The sequence below is a fragment of the Salinicola sp. RZ23 genome (assembly GCF_003206675.1).
In the GTDB taxonomy this organism is placed as follows: Bacteria; Pseudomonadota; Gammaproteobacteria; order Pseudomonadales; family Halomonadaceae; genus Salinicola; species Salinicola endophyticus.
In genome coordinates, this window is record NZ_PZJK01000001.1 from 424,740 (window position 1) to 443,364 (window position 18,625).

General features: G+C 64.6%; 16 protein-coding genes. 6 read left to right on the top strand and 10 right to left on the bottom strand.

The window, feature by feature from the left end:
• Position 1: 1 nt before the first annotated feature.
• The 3 genes from otnI to DOM67_RS01885 all read right to left on the bottom strand — a co-directional run bounded on the left by otnI (position 2) and on the right by DOM67_RS01885 (position 2,597).
• On the bottom strand, positions 2-778 hold the full coding sequence (gene otnI / locus DOM67_RS01875; RefSeq protein WP_110673971.1) for a 2-oxo-tetronate isomerase: 777 nt from the start codon (positions 776-778) through the stop codon (positions 2-4).
• Positions 779-881: 103 nt separating this feature from the next.
• Positions 882-1,829 (bottom strand): L-threonate dehydrogenase, encoded by a 948-nt coding sequence (ltnD, locus tag DOM67_RS01880; protein WP_198651696.1) that lies wholly within the window; start codon positions 1,827-1,829, stop codon positions 882-884.
• Positions 1,830-1,844: 15 nt separating this feature from the next.
• The gene (locus DOM67_RS01885; protein WP_110673972.1) at positions 1,845-2,597 is read right to left on the bottom strand and encodes a FadR/GntR family transcriptional regulator; all 753 of its coding nucleotides are present in this window, start codon (positions 2,595-2,597) and stop codon (positions 1,845-1,847) included.
• Between the two features lie 225 nt (positions 2,598-2,822).
• Between DOM67_RS01885 and denD the strand changes: the two genes are divergently transcribed.
• Entirely contained in the window at positions 2,823-3,806 is a 984-nt protein-coding gene (gene denD / locus DOM67_RS01890; protein WP_110673973.1) for a D-erythronate dehydrogenase, read from the top strand.
• Complete coding sequence (locus tag DOM67_RS01895) at positions 3,803-5,188, top strand: gluconate:H+ symporter (protein WP_110673974.1); 1,386 nt, start codon at positions 3,803-3,805, stop codon at positions 5,186-5,188. The genes denD and DOM67_RS01895 overlap by 4 nt, the downstream gene beginning before the upstream one ends.
• A gap of 81 nt (positions 5,189-5,269) precedes the next feature.
• Here DOM67_RS01895 and DOM67_RS01900 read toward each other — a convergent pair whose 3' ends face one another.
• Positions 5,270-5,809 (bottom strand): cytochrome b, encoded by a 540-nt coding sequence (locus tag DOM67_RS01900; protein WP_110673975.1) that lies wholly within the window; start codon positions 5,807-5,809, stop codon positions 5,270-5,272.
• 190 nt (positions 5,810-5,999) lie between these two features.
• Here DOM67_RS01900 and DOM67_RS01905 point away from each other — a divergent pair, with 190 nt between their 5' ends.
• Positions 6,000-6,707 (top strand): VIT family protein, encoded by a 708-nt coding sequence (locus DOM67_RS01905; RefSeq protein ID WP_110673976.1) that lies wholly within the window; start codon positions 6,000-6,002, stop codon positions 6,705-6,707.
• 216 nt (positions 6,708-6,923) lie between these two features.
• Here DOM67_RS01905 and DOM67_RS01910 read toward each other — a convergent pair whose 3' ends face one another.
• From DOM67_RS01910 to DOM67_RS01925, 4 genes are all read right to left on the bottom strand, one after another.
• Entirely contained in the window at positions 6,924-8,195 is a 1,272-nt protein-coding gene (locus tag DOM67_RS01910; RefSeq protein ID WP_110674007.1) for a Xaa-Pro peptidase family protein, read from the bottom strand.
• A gap of 4 nt (positions 8,196-8,199) precedes the next feature.
• Entirely contained in the window at positions 8,200-9,069 is an 870-nt protein-coding gene (locus DOM67_RS01915; protein ID WP_110673977.1) for a hypothetical protein, read from the bottom strand.
• Between the two features lie 88 nt (positions 9,070-9,157).
• Entirely contained in the window at positions 9,158-10,738 is a 1,581-nt protein-coding gene (locus tag DOM67_RS01920) for a BCCT family transporter (protein ID WP_110673978.1), read from the bottom strand.
• Positions 10,739-11,647 carry a LysR family transcriptional regulator gene (locus DOM67_RS01925; RefSeq protein ID WP_110673979.1) on the bottom strand — a complete coding sequence of 303 codons (909 nt, stop codon included), beginning with the start codon at positions 11,645-11,647 and terminating at the stop codon, positions 10,739-10,741.
• 704 nt (positions 11,648-12,351) lie between these two features.
• On the opposite strand from DOM67_RS01925, the gene DOM67_RS01930 reads away from it, so the two are divergent.
• The 3 genes from DOM67_RS01930 (at position 12,352) to fhuE (ending at position 17,071) form a co-directional block, all read left to right on the top strand.
• Positions 12,352-13,215, top strand: coding sequence for an SDR family oxidoreductase (locus DOM67_RS01930; protein WP_110673980.1), 864 nt, complete (start codon positions 12,352-12,354; stop codon positions 13,213-13,215).
• Between the two features lie 168 nt (positions 13,216-13,383).
• Positions 13,384-14,691, top strand: a complete 1,308-nt coding sequence (locus tag DOM67_RS01935; protein ID WP_110673981.1) for an AGE family epimerase/isomerase — start codon at positions 13,384-13,386, stop codon at positions 14,689-14,691.
• 205 nt (positions 14,692-14,896) lie between these two features.
• Positions 14,897-17,071: a ferric-rhodotorulic acid/ferric-coprogen receptor FhuE gene (gene fhuE / locus DOM67_RS01940; protein WP_110673982.1), complete on the top strand. Its 2,175-nt coding sequence runs from the start codon at positions 14,897-14,899 to the stop codon at positions 17,069-17,071.
• A 39-nt stretch (positions 17,072-17,110) separates the two neighbouring features.
• Here fhuE and DOM67_RS01945 read toward each other — a convergent pair whose 3' ends face one another.
• Both DOM67_RS01945 and DOM67_RS01950 read right to left on the bottom strand, forming a co-directional pair.
• Positions 17,111-17,398, bottom strand: coding sequence for a DUF4235 domain-containing protein (locus tag DOM67_RS01945; RefSeq protein WP_110673983.1), 288 nt, complete (start codon positions 17,396-17,398; stop codon positions 17,111-17,113).
• A 106-nt stretch (positions 17,399-17,504) separates the two neighbouring features.
• Positions 17,505-18,434, bottom strand: coding sequence for a transposase (locus tag DOM67_RS01950; protein WP_110673984.1), 930 nt, complete (start codon positions 18,432-18,434; stop codon positions 17,505-17,507).
• Between the last annotated feature and the right edge of the window lie 191 nt (positions 18,435-18,625).

An 18,625-nucleotide genomic window follows, 5' to 3' on the forward strand; every position in this document is an offset into this window, starting at 1 on the left:
ATCAGCGCCACGCTGCCAGCCAGCCCAGACCCGCCGCTGTCTCCCCCCGCGGCCGATACTCGCACCCCAGCCAGCCGGCGTAGCCCGCCGCATCCAGCTGGCCGAACAGCCAGGGATAGTTGACCTCGCCGGTGTCCGGCTCGTGGCGCTCCGGCACCCCGGCGATCTGAATGTGGCCGACCCCGTCGCGGTAGCGCTGGTAGGTCTTCCAGATGTCTCCGTCCATGATCTGGGTGTGATAGAAGTCCATCTGCACCTTGACGTTGGGTTCGCCGAGTTCGGCGAGCAGGGCGTGGGCCTCGGCCTGGTGGTTGAGAAAGTAGCCTGGCATGTCGCGGGTGTTGATCGGTTCGATCAGCAGCGTGCGCCCCTGTTCGGCCAGCTTGCGCGCGGCGAAGCGCAAATTCTCTAGATAGACCTCGCGCATCGCCTGATGTGATACGCCCTCTGCCACCAGCCCGGCCATGGCGTGCAGCTGCGTGCAGCCGAGCGCCTCGGCGTAGCGCAGCGCGGTGTCGACGCTGGCGCGGAAGTCCGCCTCGCGCCCCGGCAGCGCGGCCAGCCCCCGCTCTCCCGCTTCCCACTCCCCCGGCGGTAGATTGAACAGCACCTGGGTCAGCCCGTGGCGCTGCAGCTCGGCGGCGATGGCCGCCGGTTCGCAGGCATAGGGGAACAGGAACTCGACCCCGGCAAAGCCGCACTCGGCGGCGCGGGCGAAGCGCTCGAGAAACGGCACCTCGTTGAACATCATGCTCAGGTTGGCGGCAAAGCGTGGCATGGCGTGGCTCTCTTTTCGGCTACTTTTTTCGACGGTCTCTTTTCGACGGTCTCTTTTCGACGGTCTCTTTTCGACTATCGCTTTTCGACGAGGGGCATTCCATTCAGCCGGGGTCGTTGGCGGCGCTGCCGGGCAGGGTGATGCCCGGGTAGACCTTGACCACCGCCGAGTCGTCCTCGCGCCCCAGGCCCTGGGCCGAGGCGAGGGTGAACTGGCTCAGCGCCTGGGCGGTCAGCGGCAGCGGGAACTTGTCGCGATGGGCGGTATCGTGAACGATCCCCAGATCCTTGACGAAGATATCCACTGCCGAGTGCGGGGTGTAGTCGCCGGCGAGGATGTGCGGCACCCGGTTCTCGAACATCCAGGAGTTGCCGGCGCTCTGGGTGATCACCTCGTAGAGGGTCTGCGGGTCACAGCCACCGCGAATGCCGTAGGCCATCGCCTCGGCGGCGGCGGCGATATGCACGCCCGCCAGCAACTGATTGACCAGCTTCACCTGGGAGCCCTGGCCGAGTTGGTCGCCGAGCCGGAAGACCTTGGCCGCGAGCGCATCGAGCACCGTGCCGGTGCGCACGTAGAGCGGCGCGGGGCCGGAGATCATCATCGTCAGTTGGCCCTGGGCGGCCTTCACCGAGCCGCCGGAGATCGGCGCGTCGAGCAGCTGGACATCGTGGGCGGCGAGCTCCGCACCGAGTTCGCGCACCGCTTCCGGGGCGCAGGTCGCACACGAGATCACCACGCTGCCCGGCGCCAGGCCGCCGCTGGCCTGCACCAACCCGGCGTCGCCGAACAGTGCCGCGCGGGTCTGCTCGGCATTGACCACGACGGTGAGCACGATTTCGACCTCGGTGGCCATCTCGGCCGGCGTGGCGACGGCGTGGCCGCCGGCGGCGGCGAACTGCTCGCGGGCCTCCGGGCGCAGATCGCAGCCCCAGGTCTCGAAACCGGCCTTGACCAGTGAGGTGGCCATGCCCATGCCCATCGAGCCGAGCCCGATCAGTCCGACCCTGGGTCCGATGACGGTGCCGGCGCCGCTGTGTGTCTGTGTCATGCCTTCTCTCCTGTGTTAGTCCGGTGCGTTCGGGCGCTGGGCCCGCACACGCGCGATCAGATCTTCGGGTGCCTGGCGCAGACGCACCTCGGCGTGTTCCAGATGGCGTGCGGCGGCCTGCGCCGCGGCTTCCGGGTCGCCGGCGGCGATCGCGTCGACGATGGTCTGGTGCTCGGCGACCACCTGCTGCATGAAGGTCTCGCGTAGCGACTCGTTGGTCCGCGTGACATGGATCGCGTGGTGCAGAAAGCGGTTGTAGAAGTCGAGCACCGCGGTGAAGTGGGCGTTGTGCGCGGCTTCGGCGATGGCGCGGTGGAAGGCCAGATCCTGCTCCACCCCGGAGAGGCCCGCCTCCACCGCTTCGTCGATATCCACCATGGCGTTGCGGATGCGCCGTAGCTGCGAGGGTGTGCGGCGGCTGGCGGCGAGCCGTGCCGCTTCCACCTCCAGCGGCCGGCGCAGCTCGAGCACCTCGATCACCGAGCTCAGATCCGAGTCGGGCAGGGCCAGACGCAAAGATACGGTCGGCGCGTCGGCGACGAAGCTGCCGCTGCCGCGACGCGAGGTGACCAGGCCGGCGTTGCGCAGCATCGAGATCGCTTCGCGCACCACCGAACGGCTGATGCCGAAGCGCTGGCCCAGGGCGGCCTCGGTGGGCAGGCGCTCGCCGCGGGCCCACTCGCCGCTCTGAATGGCATCGCTCAGACGTGCGGCCACCTGCTCCGAGAGCTGCGGGCCGCGCGAGGGCGTCGAGGTGTCTCCACTCAAGGGATTCTCCTTATCCGTTGGTCGTAGTGTGCCGCCGGGAAACCCCGTCGTGGCGCCTCTGTAGACCCTATCCGACCAATGGCGATATTGCTGCCATGCATAATTTGTCAGACAAGATGCTAAATCTCAAACGCCAGCGCCATTCGCCTTTGGTCAGGCAGTCGTCCGGATTCAGACCCCGCAGTGCCAGGTGCCGGACGGGGGCGCTCAACCAGGAGAGTTAGCATGCATGTCATCGTCACAGGGGGCGCCGGTTTTCTCGGCGCCAGACTGATCAGCCGGCTGCTGTCGGGAGAGATCGCCATCGACGGACGGCCGGTCACCCGCGTGACCTCGATCGATCTGGCGGCGTGCCCGCTGGCCGATGCGCGGGTGGAGTCGCTGATCGGGGATGTCGCCGATCCGGCGCTGGTGGCCTCGGCGTTTGCTGCGGATACCGGCGCCGTGTGCCACCTGGCCGCGGTGGTGAGCGCCCAGGCCGAGGCGGATTTCGAGCTCGGCATGCGGGTCAATCTGGAGGCGACGCGGACGCTGCTCGACGCTTGCCGCAACCGCCCGCAGCCGCTGCGTTTCCTGTTCGCCAGTTCGCTGGCGGTGTTCGGGCCGGGGCTGGCACAGCCGGTGGCCGAGGCGGTCGGCCCGCAGCCGCGCTCCTCCTACGGCGCGCAGAAGGCGATCGGCGAGCTGCTGGTCAACGACTACAGCCGACGTGGCTTCGTCGACGGCCGGGTGTGCCGTCTGCCCACCATCGTGGTGCGCCCCGGCAAGCCCAATCAGGCGGCGTCGTCGTTCGCCAGCGCGATCATCCGCGAGCCGCTGGCCGGGGTCGAGACCACCTGCCCGGTGTCCGGCGAGCTGCCGTTGTGGCTCTCATCACCCCGCACCGTGGTCGAGAACCTGGCCCAGACGCTGGCGCTGCCGGCTGCCCGGCTCGGCGCCTGGCGCACCCTCAATCTGCCCGGCATCACGGTCAGCGTGAACGAGATGCTGGCGGCGCTCGAACGCAGCGCCGGCGCGGCCGCGCGCGAACGGGTGCGCTTCGTACCCGATGACCGCATCGATGCCATCGTCGCCAGCTGGCCCGGCGGGCTGGAAGTCACGCAATCGCTGGCCCTGGGCCTGCGTGCCGATGCCGACTTCGACGCCATCATCCGCGCCTACCGGGAAGACGAACTCAACGATAAATCCAATCAAGGAGTCCACTCATGACAGACGCTGCTGCCGCGGGGCCTCAGGTCATCATCGGCCTGGGCATCGCCATCTTCGTGATGATCGCGCTGGTCATCAAAACCCGGGTGCACGCGCTGCTGGCGCTGGTGATCGCCGCTTCGATCGCCGGTCTGATCGGCGGCATGTCGCCCAATGCGGTGATCGATGCGATCACCACCGGTTTCGGCAAGACGCTCTCCACCATCGGTCTGGTGATCGGTTTCGGGGTGATGATGGGGCGGATTCTCGAAGTCTCCGGGGCGGGGCAACGCATGGCCTACGCGATCCTCAGGCTGCTCGGCAAGGAGCGCGAGGATTGGGCCATGGCGATCACCGGCTATATCGTCTCGATTCCGATCTTCTGCGACTCCGCCTACGTGATCCTCAACCCGCTGGTGCGGGCGCTGGCGCGCAACAGCGGGCGCTCGGTGCTCACCCTGGGCATCGCGCTCGCCTCGGGGCTGGCGGTGACCCACAGTGCAGTGCCGCCGACCCCGGGCCCGCTCGGGGTGGCCGGTATCTTCGGTGTCGATATCGGGCTGATGATCGCCTGGGGCATCGTGTTCACCGCGCCGGCGCTGATCGTGATGGTGCTCTATGCACGCATCATGGGCCCACGCATCGAAGCGATGATCGAGCGCGACGTGCCCGGCTCACTCAAGCGTGATGAGACGGACCCGGTCGCCACGCCGCTGGCGGAGTCCGAACTGCCGACCCTGGCCAAGGCGGTGCTGCCGATTGCGTTGCCGATCGCGTTGATCTTCCTGAACACCCTGGTGACCGCCCTGGTCGGCGGTAGCGGTGCGCCGGGTGCCTTCGTCCAGGGGGTGCAGTTCATCGGCCACCCGGTCATCGCGGTGGGCATCGGGGTGCTGGTGGCGGTCTACGGCCTGGTGCCGAAGATGCCCAAGGATCAGGTGCTGGCGCACCTGGAGAAGGGGGTCGAGAGCGCCGGTATCATCCTGCTGGTGACCGGTGCCGGGGGCGCGCTGGGTGCGGTGCTGCGGGCCAGCGGCGCCGGCGACTACATCGGCGAGAGCATTGCCGGGCTGGCGCTGCCGGCGGTGCTGATTCCGTTTCTGATCGCCACCCTGGTGCGCTTCGTACAGGGCAGCGGCACGGTCTCGATGATCACCGGGGCCTCGATCTCGGCGCCGATCCTCTCCGCCATGCCCGACGTCAACATGGTGCTGGCGGCGCAGGCGGCGTGTCTGGGCGGGCTCTTCTTCAGCTACTTCAACGACAGCTACTTCTGGGTGGTCAACCGTCTGCTCGGGGTCAAGACCGCCAAGCACCAGCTGCTGGTGCTGTCGGTGCCGACCACGCTGGGCTGGGCCACTAGCCTGGTGGCGCTGCTGATCGCCAACGCCTTCCTGGGGTAGTGACCCCAGTGGTCTCTCCACTGACAGCGCCCGGGGCTCGCGAGAGTCCCGGGCGCTGTCGATTAATGGCTTGGCTGAGGGTCAGAGCATGCGCTTGAGCAGATTGTCCTTACGCACGAACTGATGCCAGCACACCGCGGCCAGGTGCAGCCCGATGACGTAGTAGAAGATCGTGCCCAGGGTGGTATGTATGGACTCCACGTCATGCCCCAGCGCGGGGCTGACCGGGAAGGGCGACGGCAGCGCCAGCGACGTGCCGGGCACGGGAATGGCGCCGTCGCTCAGCCACACGGTGAAGATGCCGAGCAGCGGCTGCGCGAACAGGAAGGCGTAGAGCGCCCAGTGGGTGACCCGCGAGAGTCGCTCGAGTTGCGGGTGCAGCGCCGGAGTGACCGGCGGCGGCGTGCGCCGCAGGCGCTCCAGCAAACGCGGTATCGCCAGCAGCAGCACGCCGATACCGGCCCAGAAGTGGCTCTGCAGCAGCACTTCGGGGATGCCGCTGCTGCGTGGGAAGAGGTCCGTCGAGAGAATCAGCGCATAGGCCAGCACGACGAAGGATGCCACGCTCCAGTGGAAGTGGCGGGCCTTGGCGGAGTATCGCTGGGGAGATGTCGAGTTCACGGCGGGCAGTCCTGGTGATGAACGAGTCGGCGTCGAGGTCGAGACACACTTCCCGGGGCGGGTTTCGGCCGCCGCCCCCCGGGGAGCGTTCGACGGGGTCAGACTACAGGCGGCAGGCTTAGGTTTGTCTTAAGGTAACAACGCCAAACTCATCGCGATGAGATGGGAACGGACCCTACAGGAGCCTGCGATGAACATTCCCAAGGAGCGCCACTATTCCGACCGCGTGGGCTGGCTGCGCGCCGCGGTGCTGGGGGCCAACGACGGTATCGTTTCGACCGCCAGTCTGGTGATCGGCATGGCGGCGGCCGGTGCCGGCCTGGGCGGCGTCTTGACCGCCGGTGTCGCCGGGGCGGTGGCCGGGGCGATGTCGATGGCGGCCGGCGAGTACGTCTCGGTGAGTTCGCAGAAGGATACCGAGCACGCCGATCTGGCGCGGGAGCGGCGCGAACTCAAGGCCAACTATGAACTCGAGGTGCGCGAGCTGGCGGAGATCTACGAAACCCGTGGGCTGTCGCCACCGCTCGCCCATGAAGTCGCCGAGACGCTGATGCAGCACGATGCGCTGGCCGCCCACGCGCGTGACGAGCTGGGTTTCAGCAGCGTCAACTCGGCGCAGCCGCTGCAGGCAGCCTGGACCTCGGCACTCTCCTTCTTCTCCGGTGCGGCCCTGCCGCTGGCCTTTACCCTGTTAGGGGCGCTATCCCGCGCGGCACTGGCGATACCCCTGGTGGTGGCGCTTGGGTCGCTGCTGGCCCTGGCGCTGCTGGGGCTGGTCTCGGCGCGTATCGGCGGCTCCCGGGCGCGGGTGGCGGTGGTGCGTGTCACCTTCTGGGGCGTGCTGGCGATGCTCGCCACGGCGGTGGTGGGCTGGGCCTTCGGGATCGCCGGGGGGTGAGCCCGGCCGTTCGTCGGTATCCCGACGGCGAGACCCGATTGACAGCATCGCACTCGCGATCAGCATGATGGTGAGCGTCAGCGCCGGGCGGCGGTCAACCCGCTCGGCGTGGATGCCCAGAGGAGTGCCGCCGAGCGAGGGGATCACGAAGCCCACCCCGAACGTGCCCAGCGCCAGCAGACACCAGGCCATCGCGCTCTCGGCGGGAAACGTATGTCAGTCCAGCGTCAGGATGTCCGAGTAGCCGTAGGTGGACATGCGGCGTATGCCGGTTTCGGTCACCAGCACCTGCTCCTCGAGCTTGACCCCTTCGCCGCCGTCGCGGTGGCCGCAGAAGGATTCGACGCACAGTGTCATGCCCGGCTGGATGACACCGTCATAACCGACCTCGTCCCAGTCCATGCTGTGCGAGATGATCGGCCACTCGCCGGTCATGCCGCAGCCGTGGACCACGGCCAGATAACGGTGCTCCTGGTAGCCTTCCGGAATCTTCCACGCCTTTTCCGAGTATTCTCGAAACGACATGCCCGGGCGCATCAAAGCGATGTTGGTCTCGATCTCGTCTCGCGACAGTGAATAGAGCTCCTTCTGCTTGGCGCTGGGCCTTGCGCCTTCGCTGCCGACGAAGAAGGTCCGCGAGAAGTCGGTGTAGTAGCCGTAGACGCCGACCGTGTCGGTGTCGAAGGCGATCAGTTCGCCGGCGGCGAGCTTCTTGTCCGACGTTTCCTGGAACCACGGATTGGTGCGATCGCCGGAGTTCAGAAGCCGGGTCTCCATGTACTCGCCACCGGTTTCGATGACCTTCTGCTGGAAAATCGACCACAGGGCGTTTTCGGTCAGTCCGGGCTCGATGGCGCGCTCCATCACGGTCATGGCCTGCTCGGTCAGCTCGACCGACTTGGCTATCAAGGTGAGTTCATCGAAGCTCTTGATGGATTTGGCGATCTCCACCGGCCGCGAGGCGTCTACGAGCGTGTAGCCGTGCTCGATCATGGCGCTCACGACTTCCGTTGGCGCGCTCTCGATACCGATGCGCTTGCCGCCCGAGGTCGAACGGCTCATCACGTCCTCGATATCGGCGACGAAGTGGCTGACGTGACGGGGCGAGTGCGGGCCGCTGTGCAGCGGCATGATCGGTGATGCGCCGCGAATCTCGTCGATCGTGGGCATATCCTTGGCGAGGTGACCACAGGCACGGTACTCGAACAGCACCACCGGCCCCTCGGCCGGGACGACCAGGTAGCGAGCCGGGTTGCGTTGGGAATAGACCTGCATGTTGCGCACGCCGCAGGCGTAGCGGATGTTGATGGGATCGAAGAGCACCACCGCATTCAAATCGTGCTCCTTGACCTGCTGGCGCAGGCGGCCAAGGCGATAGAGCGCCACGCGATGCTCCAGTGCCCGGTCGATCGGAGTGTCCTTGAAATCGACCGTGCTGTAGTTGAGCGCCGGATGGGGCTGCGACGTAGTCGAGTAAAGTGTTGTCATGATATCAACCAGCCAGTGAGTCTTCGCGCTGCGCATTTTCGGCATCGATGTGCGCCTGGGTGACGCGCCCGTAGACATCCTGGGTGCGCTTGACGCGACCGATCATGCCCGGCTCCTTGGCGTAGCCCAGCAGCGCGCAAAGGCGCTGACCTTGAGTGGGGGCGACACGGTGCATGGAGTAGCGGCCTTTGAACAACTGAAGGTCACCGGTGTTGAGCGTGAGCGACTTTACCTTTCCATGGTCGCCATCGAGTATGCGCTGAACCTCTTCGAAGTTCTCATGACCCGGGGTGCGTATATTGGGCGCATACTGGAAGTCGCCGCCGGACTCGGGCCGCCGTGTCATCAGGCTGACGATGAATTCGTTGGTGTCGAAGTGCCACGGCAAGGTGGTGTTTTCCGGCATCACGTTGATGACCAGTCCAGCGATCGGATCGGCGTATTCGTAGATGCGCTCCTCCTGGAGACAGTCGGCGATGAACTGCTGAAAGATCGGATTGCGATAGAGACGCTGAACGAGTTTGTCTTCGTCGATGAGATCCTTGGCCACGAAGCCGTTGCTGAATGCTTGGAAGCGACGCATGGGATGATCTTCCGGGTAGGCGTCGTCATCGGCGGTTGCGTAGGGTGTGACCTTATTACTGTGATAGTGCGCCTTGGGCGCGACCTCTTCGCTCTCTTCGCGCAGGCGTTCGATCAGGTCGCTGCGGATGAAGCGCGCGAAATGGGCGCAACCATCCTCGTCCAGCTGACGGCTAATCCGCTCGACACACTCGCGATATTTTTCGGAATCAGGGGCGTTGAGCGGATAGCGCTCCAGGTTGACGATGTCTTCGAGGGTGGCCATATCCTGTCTTTTCTGCTGTAAACCCATGATGATATCTCCTTGGCTGATAACTTCATGCTACTGAGATCTCGATAAATGAATAATGAAGATTCAGCACGTCCGGGCGATGTAAAAATTATATGTCGTTGTGCCTGACGCTAGGTGTCTTCAAGGGGGGCAGGATTGCGCCGCCTTTTAACTCGGGCAGCAGGGTTGGCCAGCAGATGATTCTGACTAGAGAAGCGGCGGCGCACATGACGATCAAGAGTCCAATGAAGCCACCGATGGTCGAGATCATTTTGAGCGCTTCCAGGCCACCGTTGACGGTCAGCACCAGGGTGATGATGGAGATGATGGCACCCCAGATCAGCTTGATGTAGTAGGGCGATGAGTTGATCTCGCTGCTGGTGCTGCTGTTGCAGCACATGCCAGAAATGGCGTCGATGGTTGAGTCGGCAGCGGTTATGTAGGAGACCAGCGAAAGACACAGAAACAACGCCACGAAGAGCAGGGCCGCCGGGAGCTGTTCCAGGAGCACCCAGATGACGTCACCCGGACCGCTATTCTTCAAGGCCTGGCTGAGGATATGGGCACTATTGAGCTCGGTGAATACCGCAAGGCCGCCGAAGGTGGCACACCATACCAGGACGAATGAAGCCGGCAGGAGGAAATTGAAAAGCAGAAATTCGCGCACCGTGTAGCCGCGCGAGATCTTGCCCAGGAACATGCTGGTGACGGGGGCCCAGGCGAACCAGTTTGCCCAGAAAAACAGCGTCCAGGCGCGTGGCCAGCCGTTTCCGTTGATCGTGCCGGTATTGAGACTGTTCTTGACGAATCCGGAAAGATAGCGCCCCAGCGCATCGATACCGCCGTTGGCGATAAAAGAGGTCGGGCCGAAAATCAGTACCAGCGCCGCCATGAAGACCAGCGCGCGGGCGTTCCAGCTGGAGAGAATGCGAATGCCCTTGAGCAGGCCCGTCGCTGCGGAGAGCGCCGAGGCCAGCATGACGATCATGCACAGCGCACCGATCAGCGAGTCGGTGACCTCTACTCCGAACAAGCGATTGATGCCGCCGCCCAGCATCATGGCGCCGGTACCCAGGGAGGCGACCATGCCGGCAACCAGCGCGATCAGTGCCAGCGCATCTATGATCTGACGCGTTACGGGGCCCATCTTGATGGGGAGGGCCGCGGTCATGGCCGATGAAATGCTGAATTTCATGCCCAGGTTGTAGTGGGCGATCGCGAACATCAAAGCGGGCACGGTGTAGATAGCGTAGGTGGTAAAGGACCAGTGCATGTAGAGCGAAGCGATACCGTTTACTCCGCTTTCGGTCGAGAACGCCTTGGCGCCGAGCGTCAAGGGTGGGGCCGACATGAAAAAGATCGGCTCCGCGGCGGCAAAAAAAAGTAGCCCTATGGCTACCGAGCTGCACAGCGTGATGGAGCACCACTGCCAACGGGTCAATATAGGCTTTGCGCTCTCGCCACCGATACGTAGTTTCGCGATCGGAGAGAACATAGTGCCCGCCGCGACGAGCACCAGGGCAAAAGCGGATAGCGCATAGAGCCAGCTGAACTCATTCATCAGGAATTCGTGTATGGTGCTGGTGATCTTGAGGAGGAATTCGCTGTTCTCTAGGGCGAGAATTGTCATTCCACCCAATAGCGTCAGCGAGGGATAAAACGTGGCTTTTCGTAGTGAGGTTTTGCTCATTCACGGACTCCGTTTTGATTGACTGTCAGGGCTTCTCATGAGGCTTTGAAACACTGCCTTTAGCGCCGGAAGCCGCTCTTTGATGCTCTCCTTGTCTAGGTAAGCGAGATGCCAGGTCACCGGAATTTTGACGTCCTGCAGAGGAATGGTCTTGAGCGTTTTCTGCATCTGAGCCGCCTCGATGATCCAGGAGGAAAGGATGGTTACGCCCCGCTGAGTGGTGGCGATGACATCCAGAATCGAGCGGACGGATTCAATGATCTGAATCGACTCTGGCACCTGACGGCTCGGATGGAAAAAAAGATCGAACTCGTAGCCAGGCTCTCTAGCCGCGCTGAAGGTCAAGTAGGGCTCGCTTGCAATCTCCTCGGCGCTGACGGACTCTCGCCTGGCCAATGGGTGCGTTGCAGGCACTACCGCCTTGAGCTCGTCCTCGAACAGTTGAAGTGTCTCGATGCCTTTCTGCACAGGCGGATTGGTCGTCAGTACCAGGTCGATCTGCTGATCGAACAACGCGCTGAGGATCGTGTGAGGAGAAAACCGATGGAGTTCGATCGGGTGAACGTCGTACTCCATGCTCTTGCTCAGAATACGATCCACGATGTCGTAGGCGTCGACGCCCCATTTGAGCGCTTTCTGGTCGCCACGTGCCAGTAAAGACGCCTCGCTCTCGGCTGCCATCAGAATGGGAATGACCTCGCGGCCCGCCTCGAGCAAACGCCATCCCGCCGGCGTCAGAAACAGACGCCGGCCGCGCTTTTCGAACAGTGAAACTGCCAGCCTTCGCTCCATCTCGCGGATGCGATGGGTCGCCGCCGGCTGGGTCAGACCGATAGCGGCCGCCGCCGCCTGGAGAGATCCATGTCGCTCGACCGCGTCGATCAAGACGTAATATTTGATATCGAGCATTCGCTAGTCATCATTTTTGTTCTTGATATGCAATCTATTCGATACTCATGGTAACCCACAGTCAAATAAGTGTTTGCATCACTTTTGCGACGAATTTCTAATGAATGCCGCCCTGCGGTGTCAGGCCGATGAGCCATTTGAGACAAAAAGCGGTGCCCGAAGGCGACGCTGATGGATTGAGATTTGGTGCTCTCAACGACCAAGTGCAACACGTGCCCCATCAGTGACGCTTTTGCCATGGCCATGGCCATGGCCATGGCCATGACCACCGCCATCGCTCCGCTCTCGCTACGTGTATAGATCGCACTGCGCGCTGGTGAGCCTGAAGAAAGTGGCTGGCACCACGGCCACGGCCACGGCCACGGCCACGGCGTCGGTGGCTTGGGCGACCCGTCCGGCCAGGCCCGTCTTTCAGGTCAACCCTTCCAGACCGTTCCGTTCAGGCCCTCTCTTGCCAGGACGTGCCCCTGAACCCGGTGTGACAGTCGCTCTCGATGCCATGTCGGGTCAGCCGTTTATCGTCGCTTCCAGACCGGTCTGTACGAGCCGGCGCTTGCCAGGACGGGCACCCTGAACTAGGTGTGAAAGCAGCTCTCGACGTCATGTCGAATAAGCCTTTTATTGTCACGTTCGGCGTGCTGATTCGATTCATCTCGGCGTGAAGTCGTGTTTTCGTTAAACGGTCACTTACAGGGAGTAACATCATGGTCAAGAAGACCCACATCCATGCCCAGCAGCAGACACTGCCCGGCAAGGAGAGCCTGATGCAGCCGCCGGCTGTCTTCATCCGTGACGGCTATCGCGGCAGCGGCAAGCTCGAAGGCAAGGTGGCGCTGATCACCGGTGCCGACAGCGGCATCGGTCGTTCGGTGGCGATCCACTTCGCGCGTGAGGGCGCCGACGTGGCGGTGATGTATCTCAGCGAAGACGACGATGCCCGCGAGACCCAGCGCCTGGTCGAGGCCGAGGGCCGCCGCTGTCTGCTGATCGCTGGCGACATGCGCGATGCGGCCTTCTGTCGGGCGTCGCTCGACAAGGTGATCGATCACTTCGGCGGGCTCAATATCCTGGTCAACAACGCCGGCACCCAGCAGGTGAGCAACGACCTCGCCGAGCTGAGCGACACCCAGTGGGAGGAGACCTTTGCCACCAACATGCATGGCATGTTCTATCTCACCAAGGCGGCGCTGCCGCATCTGGGCGAGGACGATGCGATCATCAACACCGCCTCGGTCAACGCCTATATCGGCCCCGATTTTCTGGTCGACTACAGCGCGACCAAGGGTGCGATCATCAGCTTTACCCGCGCGCTCTCCAATCAGGTGGTCGGGCGTGGGTTGCGCGTCAACGCGGTGGCGCCGGGGCCGGTGTGGACGCCGCTGCAGCCGGCGACGCTGGGGGCGCACGATCCGCAGATGCTCGAGGATTTTGGCAGCGAGACCCCGATGGGGCGTGCCGCCCAGCCCTGGGAACTGGGGCCCTGCTATGTCTTTCTGGCCTCGCTGGATGCCTCTTTCATCAGCGGCCAGACCCTTCACCCCAATGGCGGCGTCGTGGTCAACGGTTGAGAATTGCAGCGTTGGGTGTTCGACACTGACTTACCCACAGGGGGTTATGGGCGCTGGGTTATCGACAATGAGTTAGCACCGCTGGATTATCGATGCAGCGGGGCACGGCTCCGACACTGGGCGCCAAGGCGTGAACGTGACACCCGGGCATGAGGAGGCCCGTTATCCATGTCTGATAGTCATTGCAACGGGATACCCCTGACGGGCAATTATCGGCCCGCCGCTTCGTCGGATCTGCCGCCGCGGCGCGATAGCTGGTTGAACCGCCTCTCGCACTGGGCCTGGCTGGAGACGGAGGGGCGGCGTCTGCTGGCGTTCTATCGCGCCTCGCGCCATCCCCAGTGTGGCTTTGCTGCCCTGGACGACGATGGCCGTCTGCCCGAGGATGCCCACCCGGACACCATGATCACTGCGCGCATGACCCACTGCTTCGCCCTGGCGACGATGCGCGGCGAGCCCGGAGCGGCGCCGCTGGTGGCCCACGGCGTGGCGGCCCTGTGCGGCCCGCTCAGGGATGCCGAGCACGGCGGCTGGTACGGTGCGTTACCGCGGGAAGGCGAGAGCCAGACCAAGCAGGCGTACATCCACGCCTTCGTCGCCCTGGCCGCTGCCAGCGCCTGGCAGGCCGGCGATCCGGCGGCCAAGGCGCTGCTCGACGAGATCGTCGAGGTCATCGAGACACGCTTCTGGTCCGAAGACGAAGGCCGCCTGCGCGAAGGGTTCTCGCGCGACTGGCGCGACAGCGAGGCGTATCGCGGCGGCAACAGCAACATGCATGCCACCGAGGCCTTCCTGCAGCTCGGCGACGTGCTCGACGCGCCCAAGTGGCACCGGCGCGCGCTCTCCATCGTCGACAAGATCATCCATTCCCATGCGCGTCCCAACGACTACCGCGTGGTCGAGCACTTCGATAGCGAGTGGCAGGAGTGGCGCGACTACAACCGCGATACCCCCAAGGACCCGTTTCGCCCCTACGGCGCCACCCCAGGCCACGCCTTTGAGTGGGCGCGGCTGATGCTGCATCTGGAGGGTGGCTTGCAGCGTCATGGCGAGAGCGTCCCCGGCTGGCTGCTGGAGGATGCCCAGGGGCTGTTCCGGCGCGCCACCGAGCTGGCCTGGCACGTCGATGGTGAACCGGGGCTGATCTACACCCACGACTGGAACGACCACCCGGTGGTGCACGAGCGCATGCACTGGACCCTGGCGGAGGCAGCATCAACGGCCGCGGCGCTGCTCAAGCGCACCGGCGATGCCGAGTACGAAACCTGGTACCGGCGTTTCTGGGATTACATCGACAGCTACCTGGTCGACCGTGAGCGAGGCAGCTGGTGGCAGGAGCTCGACCGTCACAACCGCCCCTCGAACGAGGTGTGGTCGGGCAAGCCCGATCTCTATCACGCCTATCAGGCCACGCTGCTGCCGCGCCTGCCGCTGTCACCCACGCTGGCCCGCGCCATTGCCGATGGGGCGCTATAGGGCGCGGAGCGATCGCGGCTCGACGCCAAGGTAGGCGGTGATGAAGTCGCGCTGTGCATAATTGAAGATGATTATCACATGCGTTGATAAATGAGAATTGTTTGCATAAGATCCTGGGCAATCGCCGGGCCTGCGCTTGCTCGCTGGGCATCGGCGATGCCATGACAACGAGCGTCGCACTGCGATGCCACCCAAGGGATCTACCATGCCAACCCCCGTTCTCCATCGGGCGCCGCCGTCGGCGTGTGCTGCGCGCACGCCGCTCGGTCCGCGGCTGCCGCTGCTGCTGGGGGCCGCTGCGCTGCTGCCGCTCTCGCCCACCATGGCCCACAGCGAGGAGACGACCGCGCTGCAGACGCTGACCGTCTCCGCCCCGAGCCTCTATGACGATGTTGGCTATACCCGTCGCACCACCACCGCCGGCACGCGCTTCGACGTTACACTGCGTGAGGTGCCGCAGGCGGTTAGCATCATCACCCAGCAGCGTATGCGGGATCAGGGGCTGTGGGATGTCGAGGATGTCCTGAGTCACACCACGGGCGTCTCGGTGAACCAGATCGACAGCAGCCGCGTCGACTTCTATTCCCGTGGTTTTCGCATCAACAGCTACCAGTACGACGGCATCCCCACGCTCAACACCGATAGCCGCTGGTATTTCGGCGATGGCGCGCTGAACACCGCGATCTATGACCGGATCGAGGTGGTCCGCGGTGCCAACGGCCTGCTGACCGGGGCGGGCAACCCCGGCGCCTCGATCGACTTCGTGCGCAAGCATGCCGACAGTCGTGAAGTCACCGGTTCGCTCAGCGCTAGCTACGGCAGTTGGCATCGCTCGCGCAGTGTGGTCGATGTCACCACGCCGCTGACCCGCTCGGGTGACGTACGGGCGCGGTTCGTCGGCGGCTATGAAGAGGGTGATGGCTATCTCGAGCGTTTCGGCGAGCGCAAGCGCTACGGTTATCTGGTGATCGATGCCGACGTCACCGACGACACCACGCTATCGCTGGGTTACGACACGCAGCGCGGCCGCACCTCGTCGCCGACCTGGGGTGGCCTGCCGCTGTGGTACAGCGACGGCAGCGAGACGGACTATACCCGCGGGTTCAGCGTGGCGCCGGACTGGTCCTACAACGAGTGGGAGTCGAAGAAGACCTTTGCCCAGCTCGAGCATCGCTTCGGTGGGGGCTGGACGCTGCACGGCGTGGCGACCCACGAAGAGAGCACGCTGGACTCGCGGCTCGCCTATCCCTACGGCTTTCCGGACCGGGAGACGGGGCAGGGCGTCTACTACTACACCGGGTGGAACACCGGTGAGCGCCGGGTCGACGGCGTGGATAGCTATGTCGAGGGGCCGTTCTCGCTGTTCGGCCGCCATCACCAGCTGGTGCTCGGGGGCAGCTATCACGACCAGTCCAATGACTACGAGAACGCCTTCACCAACGGCTTTGCGGTCGACGACTTCGATGCCTGGAACGGCGCCACGCCGGCACAGGCGTGGCCCGACTTCTCGCCCTCGGAGCGCGCCAGCAGCCGCCAGAAGGCGCTCTACGGCGTGGCTCGCTTCTCCCTGGCCGACCCGCTGACACTGATTCTCGGTGCACGCTACACCGACTGGCACGGGCGGACCTGGTCGAGCACGCTGGGCAACCATGCGCAGCACGAGAGCGATATCACGCCCTACGGTGGGCTGATCTATGCGATCGATGACACCTGGTCGGCCTATGTCAGCTACACCGAGATCTTCCAGCCGCAGAGCTACCGCTTGGCCGATGGCAACGGCTATCTCGACCCGCTGGTGGGCAAGAACTACGAGACCGGGCTCAAGGCGGCCTGGTTGGACGGCCTGCTCAACGCCTCGTTCGCCGTGTTCCGGCTCGAACAGGACAACGTGGCGGATATCGTGTTGACCCCCGGCTCGCTGGTCACCACGGCGACCCCGGTGAGTGACGTGGTCAGTGAAGGTTTCGAGATGGAGATCAGCGGTGCGGTCACCGACGATCTGGAGCTGACAGCCGGCTTCACCCATTACACGGCGACCTCGGCGCAAGGCGCGTTCAACAGCGATCGGCCGCGCACCCAGGCGAATCTTTTCGCCAGCTACCGGGTACCGCAGTGGCGCCAGCTCACCCTGGGCGGCGGCTGGCGCTGGCAGAGCCGCACCTACGCCAGCCAGGTCGGCCCCAAGGGCGTGACCCGCGACTTCGAGCAGCCCAGCTACACTCTTGCCGACCTCTTCGGGCGCTACCAGTTCACGTCGAATCTGGCGCTGCAGGTCAATGTGCACAACCTGTTCGACCGCAAGTACTACGCCTACTTCGATACGTACGGCGTCTATGGCGAACCGCTCAACGTGACCTCGACGCTGAGCTACACGTTTTGAGGCGTCCCCGGCGGCTGGCGGTTTTCCCGGCTAGCGGGGTCAACGCTCCAGGCGTGACAGCAGCCGCTGGCCATGCCGCGAACGGCGGGCCCGGCGCATGCCGCTGGAGGCCATCTTCCAGCCCAGAATACGCGCCAGGCCCACGGCGGCACCGGAGGCCGCGCCCCACAGCAGTGCCTCGCGCCAGCGCACATCGGGGTCATCGGGGTTGACCGGTGGCTCGAACGCGCTGCGCTTGGCGGTGTGCTTCAGCGCCTCCCGGGCGGCCACGCCCGAGGCGATCGCCATCGTGGTGCCCACGAGTGTCCATAGCGTTTGCGGTTTCATGCAGGCCTCCTTGCCGGGGTTGAATCCCCAGCATGGTCGATCCCCGGGCGCCCCGCCAGCGGGGCTATGGTGCTGGCGCTGCGGGCTGGCAGCACATGCTCGCAGTTCAGGCCAGCGGCACGCTGCCGGGGTTGGCGCGGCGGCGCGACCACTGCCACAGCGTCCAGTGGGCCAGCAGCGGCCAGCGCGCCTGGAGTAGCTGCAGAAAGCGCTGGCGCCAGAGGTTGGTCAGTGGCTTGCTCAGGTCGAAGATCTGCTCCAGCTCGGTGTCGTGATAGCCGAGTACGAGATGGCGCACATAGTCCGGCCATAGCTCGATGTGCTGGAGATGAGAGAGCGGCGTCTCGGTGAGATTGCTGTAGCGCCGCTGGCAGCCGTGGCACTGGTACTCGGTGGCGCGGCGGCTGGTGATCACCTGAACCGAGGCGGAGCCGCAGTGGGGGCAGCGCCGGTCGCTGGTGTCGCGTAGCCCGGCCAGCATCGCCTGGCATTCGGCCAGTGCCCGCGCCGCCTCTTCGGTCAGCTCGGAGATCTCGGTGGATTGATGCGCCTGCCACCAGGCGTGGAGCTCGGTGTCATAGTCGGCCATGGCCTTGAGAAAGGCGCGGCTCCAGGTCATCGAGGCCTTGTTGCTGATGCCCAGGAAGTTGGCGATCAGCTCCTGGGAGAAGCCCTGAAAGCGGTAGCTCATCCAGGGCTTCCACTTCTCCTCCGAGCGCAGCAGCCGCAGCGGCGTGCCGGTCAAGACGGTGAAGCGCTTGCGGCAGTCGCGGCAGAGGTAGCTGTCGCGGCGCATGCCGCGGGTACCGGCGGGCATGGCCAGGTGGATCGCGCGGCTGTCACAGACGGGGCAGGCGTGCGGTGCGCTGCCGGGGAGCGTGGCTAGATAGGCGAGAAATCCCCGCGCCGCCGGGCGCAGCGACTCCGGCAGCAGCGCCAGGGCAGGGCGCGACAGCATGAAATCGATGGTCTCGACGTGGCGGCGTGTCGGCGGGATCTCGAAGGTCGAAAATGGCGTCGAATCGGCGGTCGCCATGCGCAATACGCTCTCCCGAATATGATGACGTGACGATTATGGTGTGACCATGGTGGCGTGCCCGATGGCGTGGCGTATCGGGCGTCGGATAGGCCCTCACTAGCGTAACGCGTTATCGATTTGCTTCCATAACCCTTCTTTTATTTGGCAATTACCGTATTGGATGGGACCTGCGCGCGGATATCTCACGC

Coding starts and splice junctions, on each gene's coding strand:
- DOM67_RS01945 (WP_110673983.1), bottom strand. CDS start 17,398: ATGAAACCGCAAACGCTATGGACACTCGTGGGCACCACGATGGCGATC.
- DOM67_RS01950 (WP_110673984.1), bottom strand. CDS start 18,434: ATGGCGACCGCCGATTCGACGCCATTTTCGACCTTCGAGATCCCGCCG.
- denD (WP_110673973.1), top strand. CDS start 2,823: ATGCATGTCATCGTCACAGGGGGCGCCGGTTTTCTCGGCGCCAGACTG.
- DOM67_RS01920 (WP_110673978.1), bottom strand. CDS start 10,738: ATGAGCAAAACCTCACTACGAAAAGCCACGTTTTATCCCTCGCTGACG.
- DOM67_RS01915 (WP_110673977.1), bottom strand. CDS start 9,069: ATGGGTTTACAGCAGAAAAGACAGGATATGGCCACCCTCGAAGACATC.
- DOM67_RS01935 (WP_110673981.1), top strand. CDS start 13,384: ATGTCTGATAGTCATTGCAACGGGATACCCCTGACGGGCAATTATCGG.
- otnI (WP_110673971.1), bottom strand. CDS start 778: ATGCCACGCTTTGCCGCCAACCTGAGCATGATGTTCAACGAGGTGCCG.
- DOM67_RS01895 (WP_110673974.1), top strand. CDS start 3,803: ATGACAGACGCTGCTGCCGCGGGGCCTCAGGTCATCATCGGCCTGGGC.
- DOM67_RS01910 (WP_110674007.1), bottom strand. CDS start 8,195: ATGACAACACTTTACTCGACTACGTCGCAGCCCCATCCGGCGCTCAAC.
- fhuE (WP_110673982.1), top strand. CDS start 14,897: ATGCCAACCCCCGTTCTCCATCGGGCGCCGCCGTCGGCGTGTGCTGCG.
- DOM67_RS01925 (WP_110673979.1), bottom strand. CDS start 11,647: ATGCTCGATATCAAATATTACGTCTTGATCGACGCGGTCGAGCGACAT.
- DOM67_RS01930 (WP_110673980.1), top strand. CDS start 12,352: ATGGTCAAGAAGACCCACATCCATGCCCAGCAGCAGACACTGCCCGGC.
- DOM67_RS01905 (WP_110673976.1), top strand. CDS start 6,000: ATGAACATTCCCAAGGAGCGCCACTATTCCGACCGCGTGGGCTGGCTG.
- ltnD (WP_198651696.1), bottom strand. CDS start 1,829: ATGACACAGACACACAGCGGCGCCGGCACCGTCATCGGACCCAGGGTC.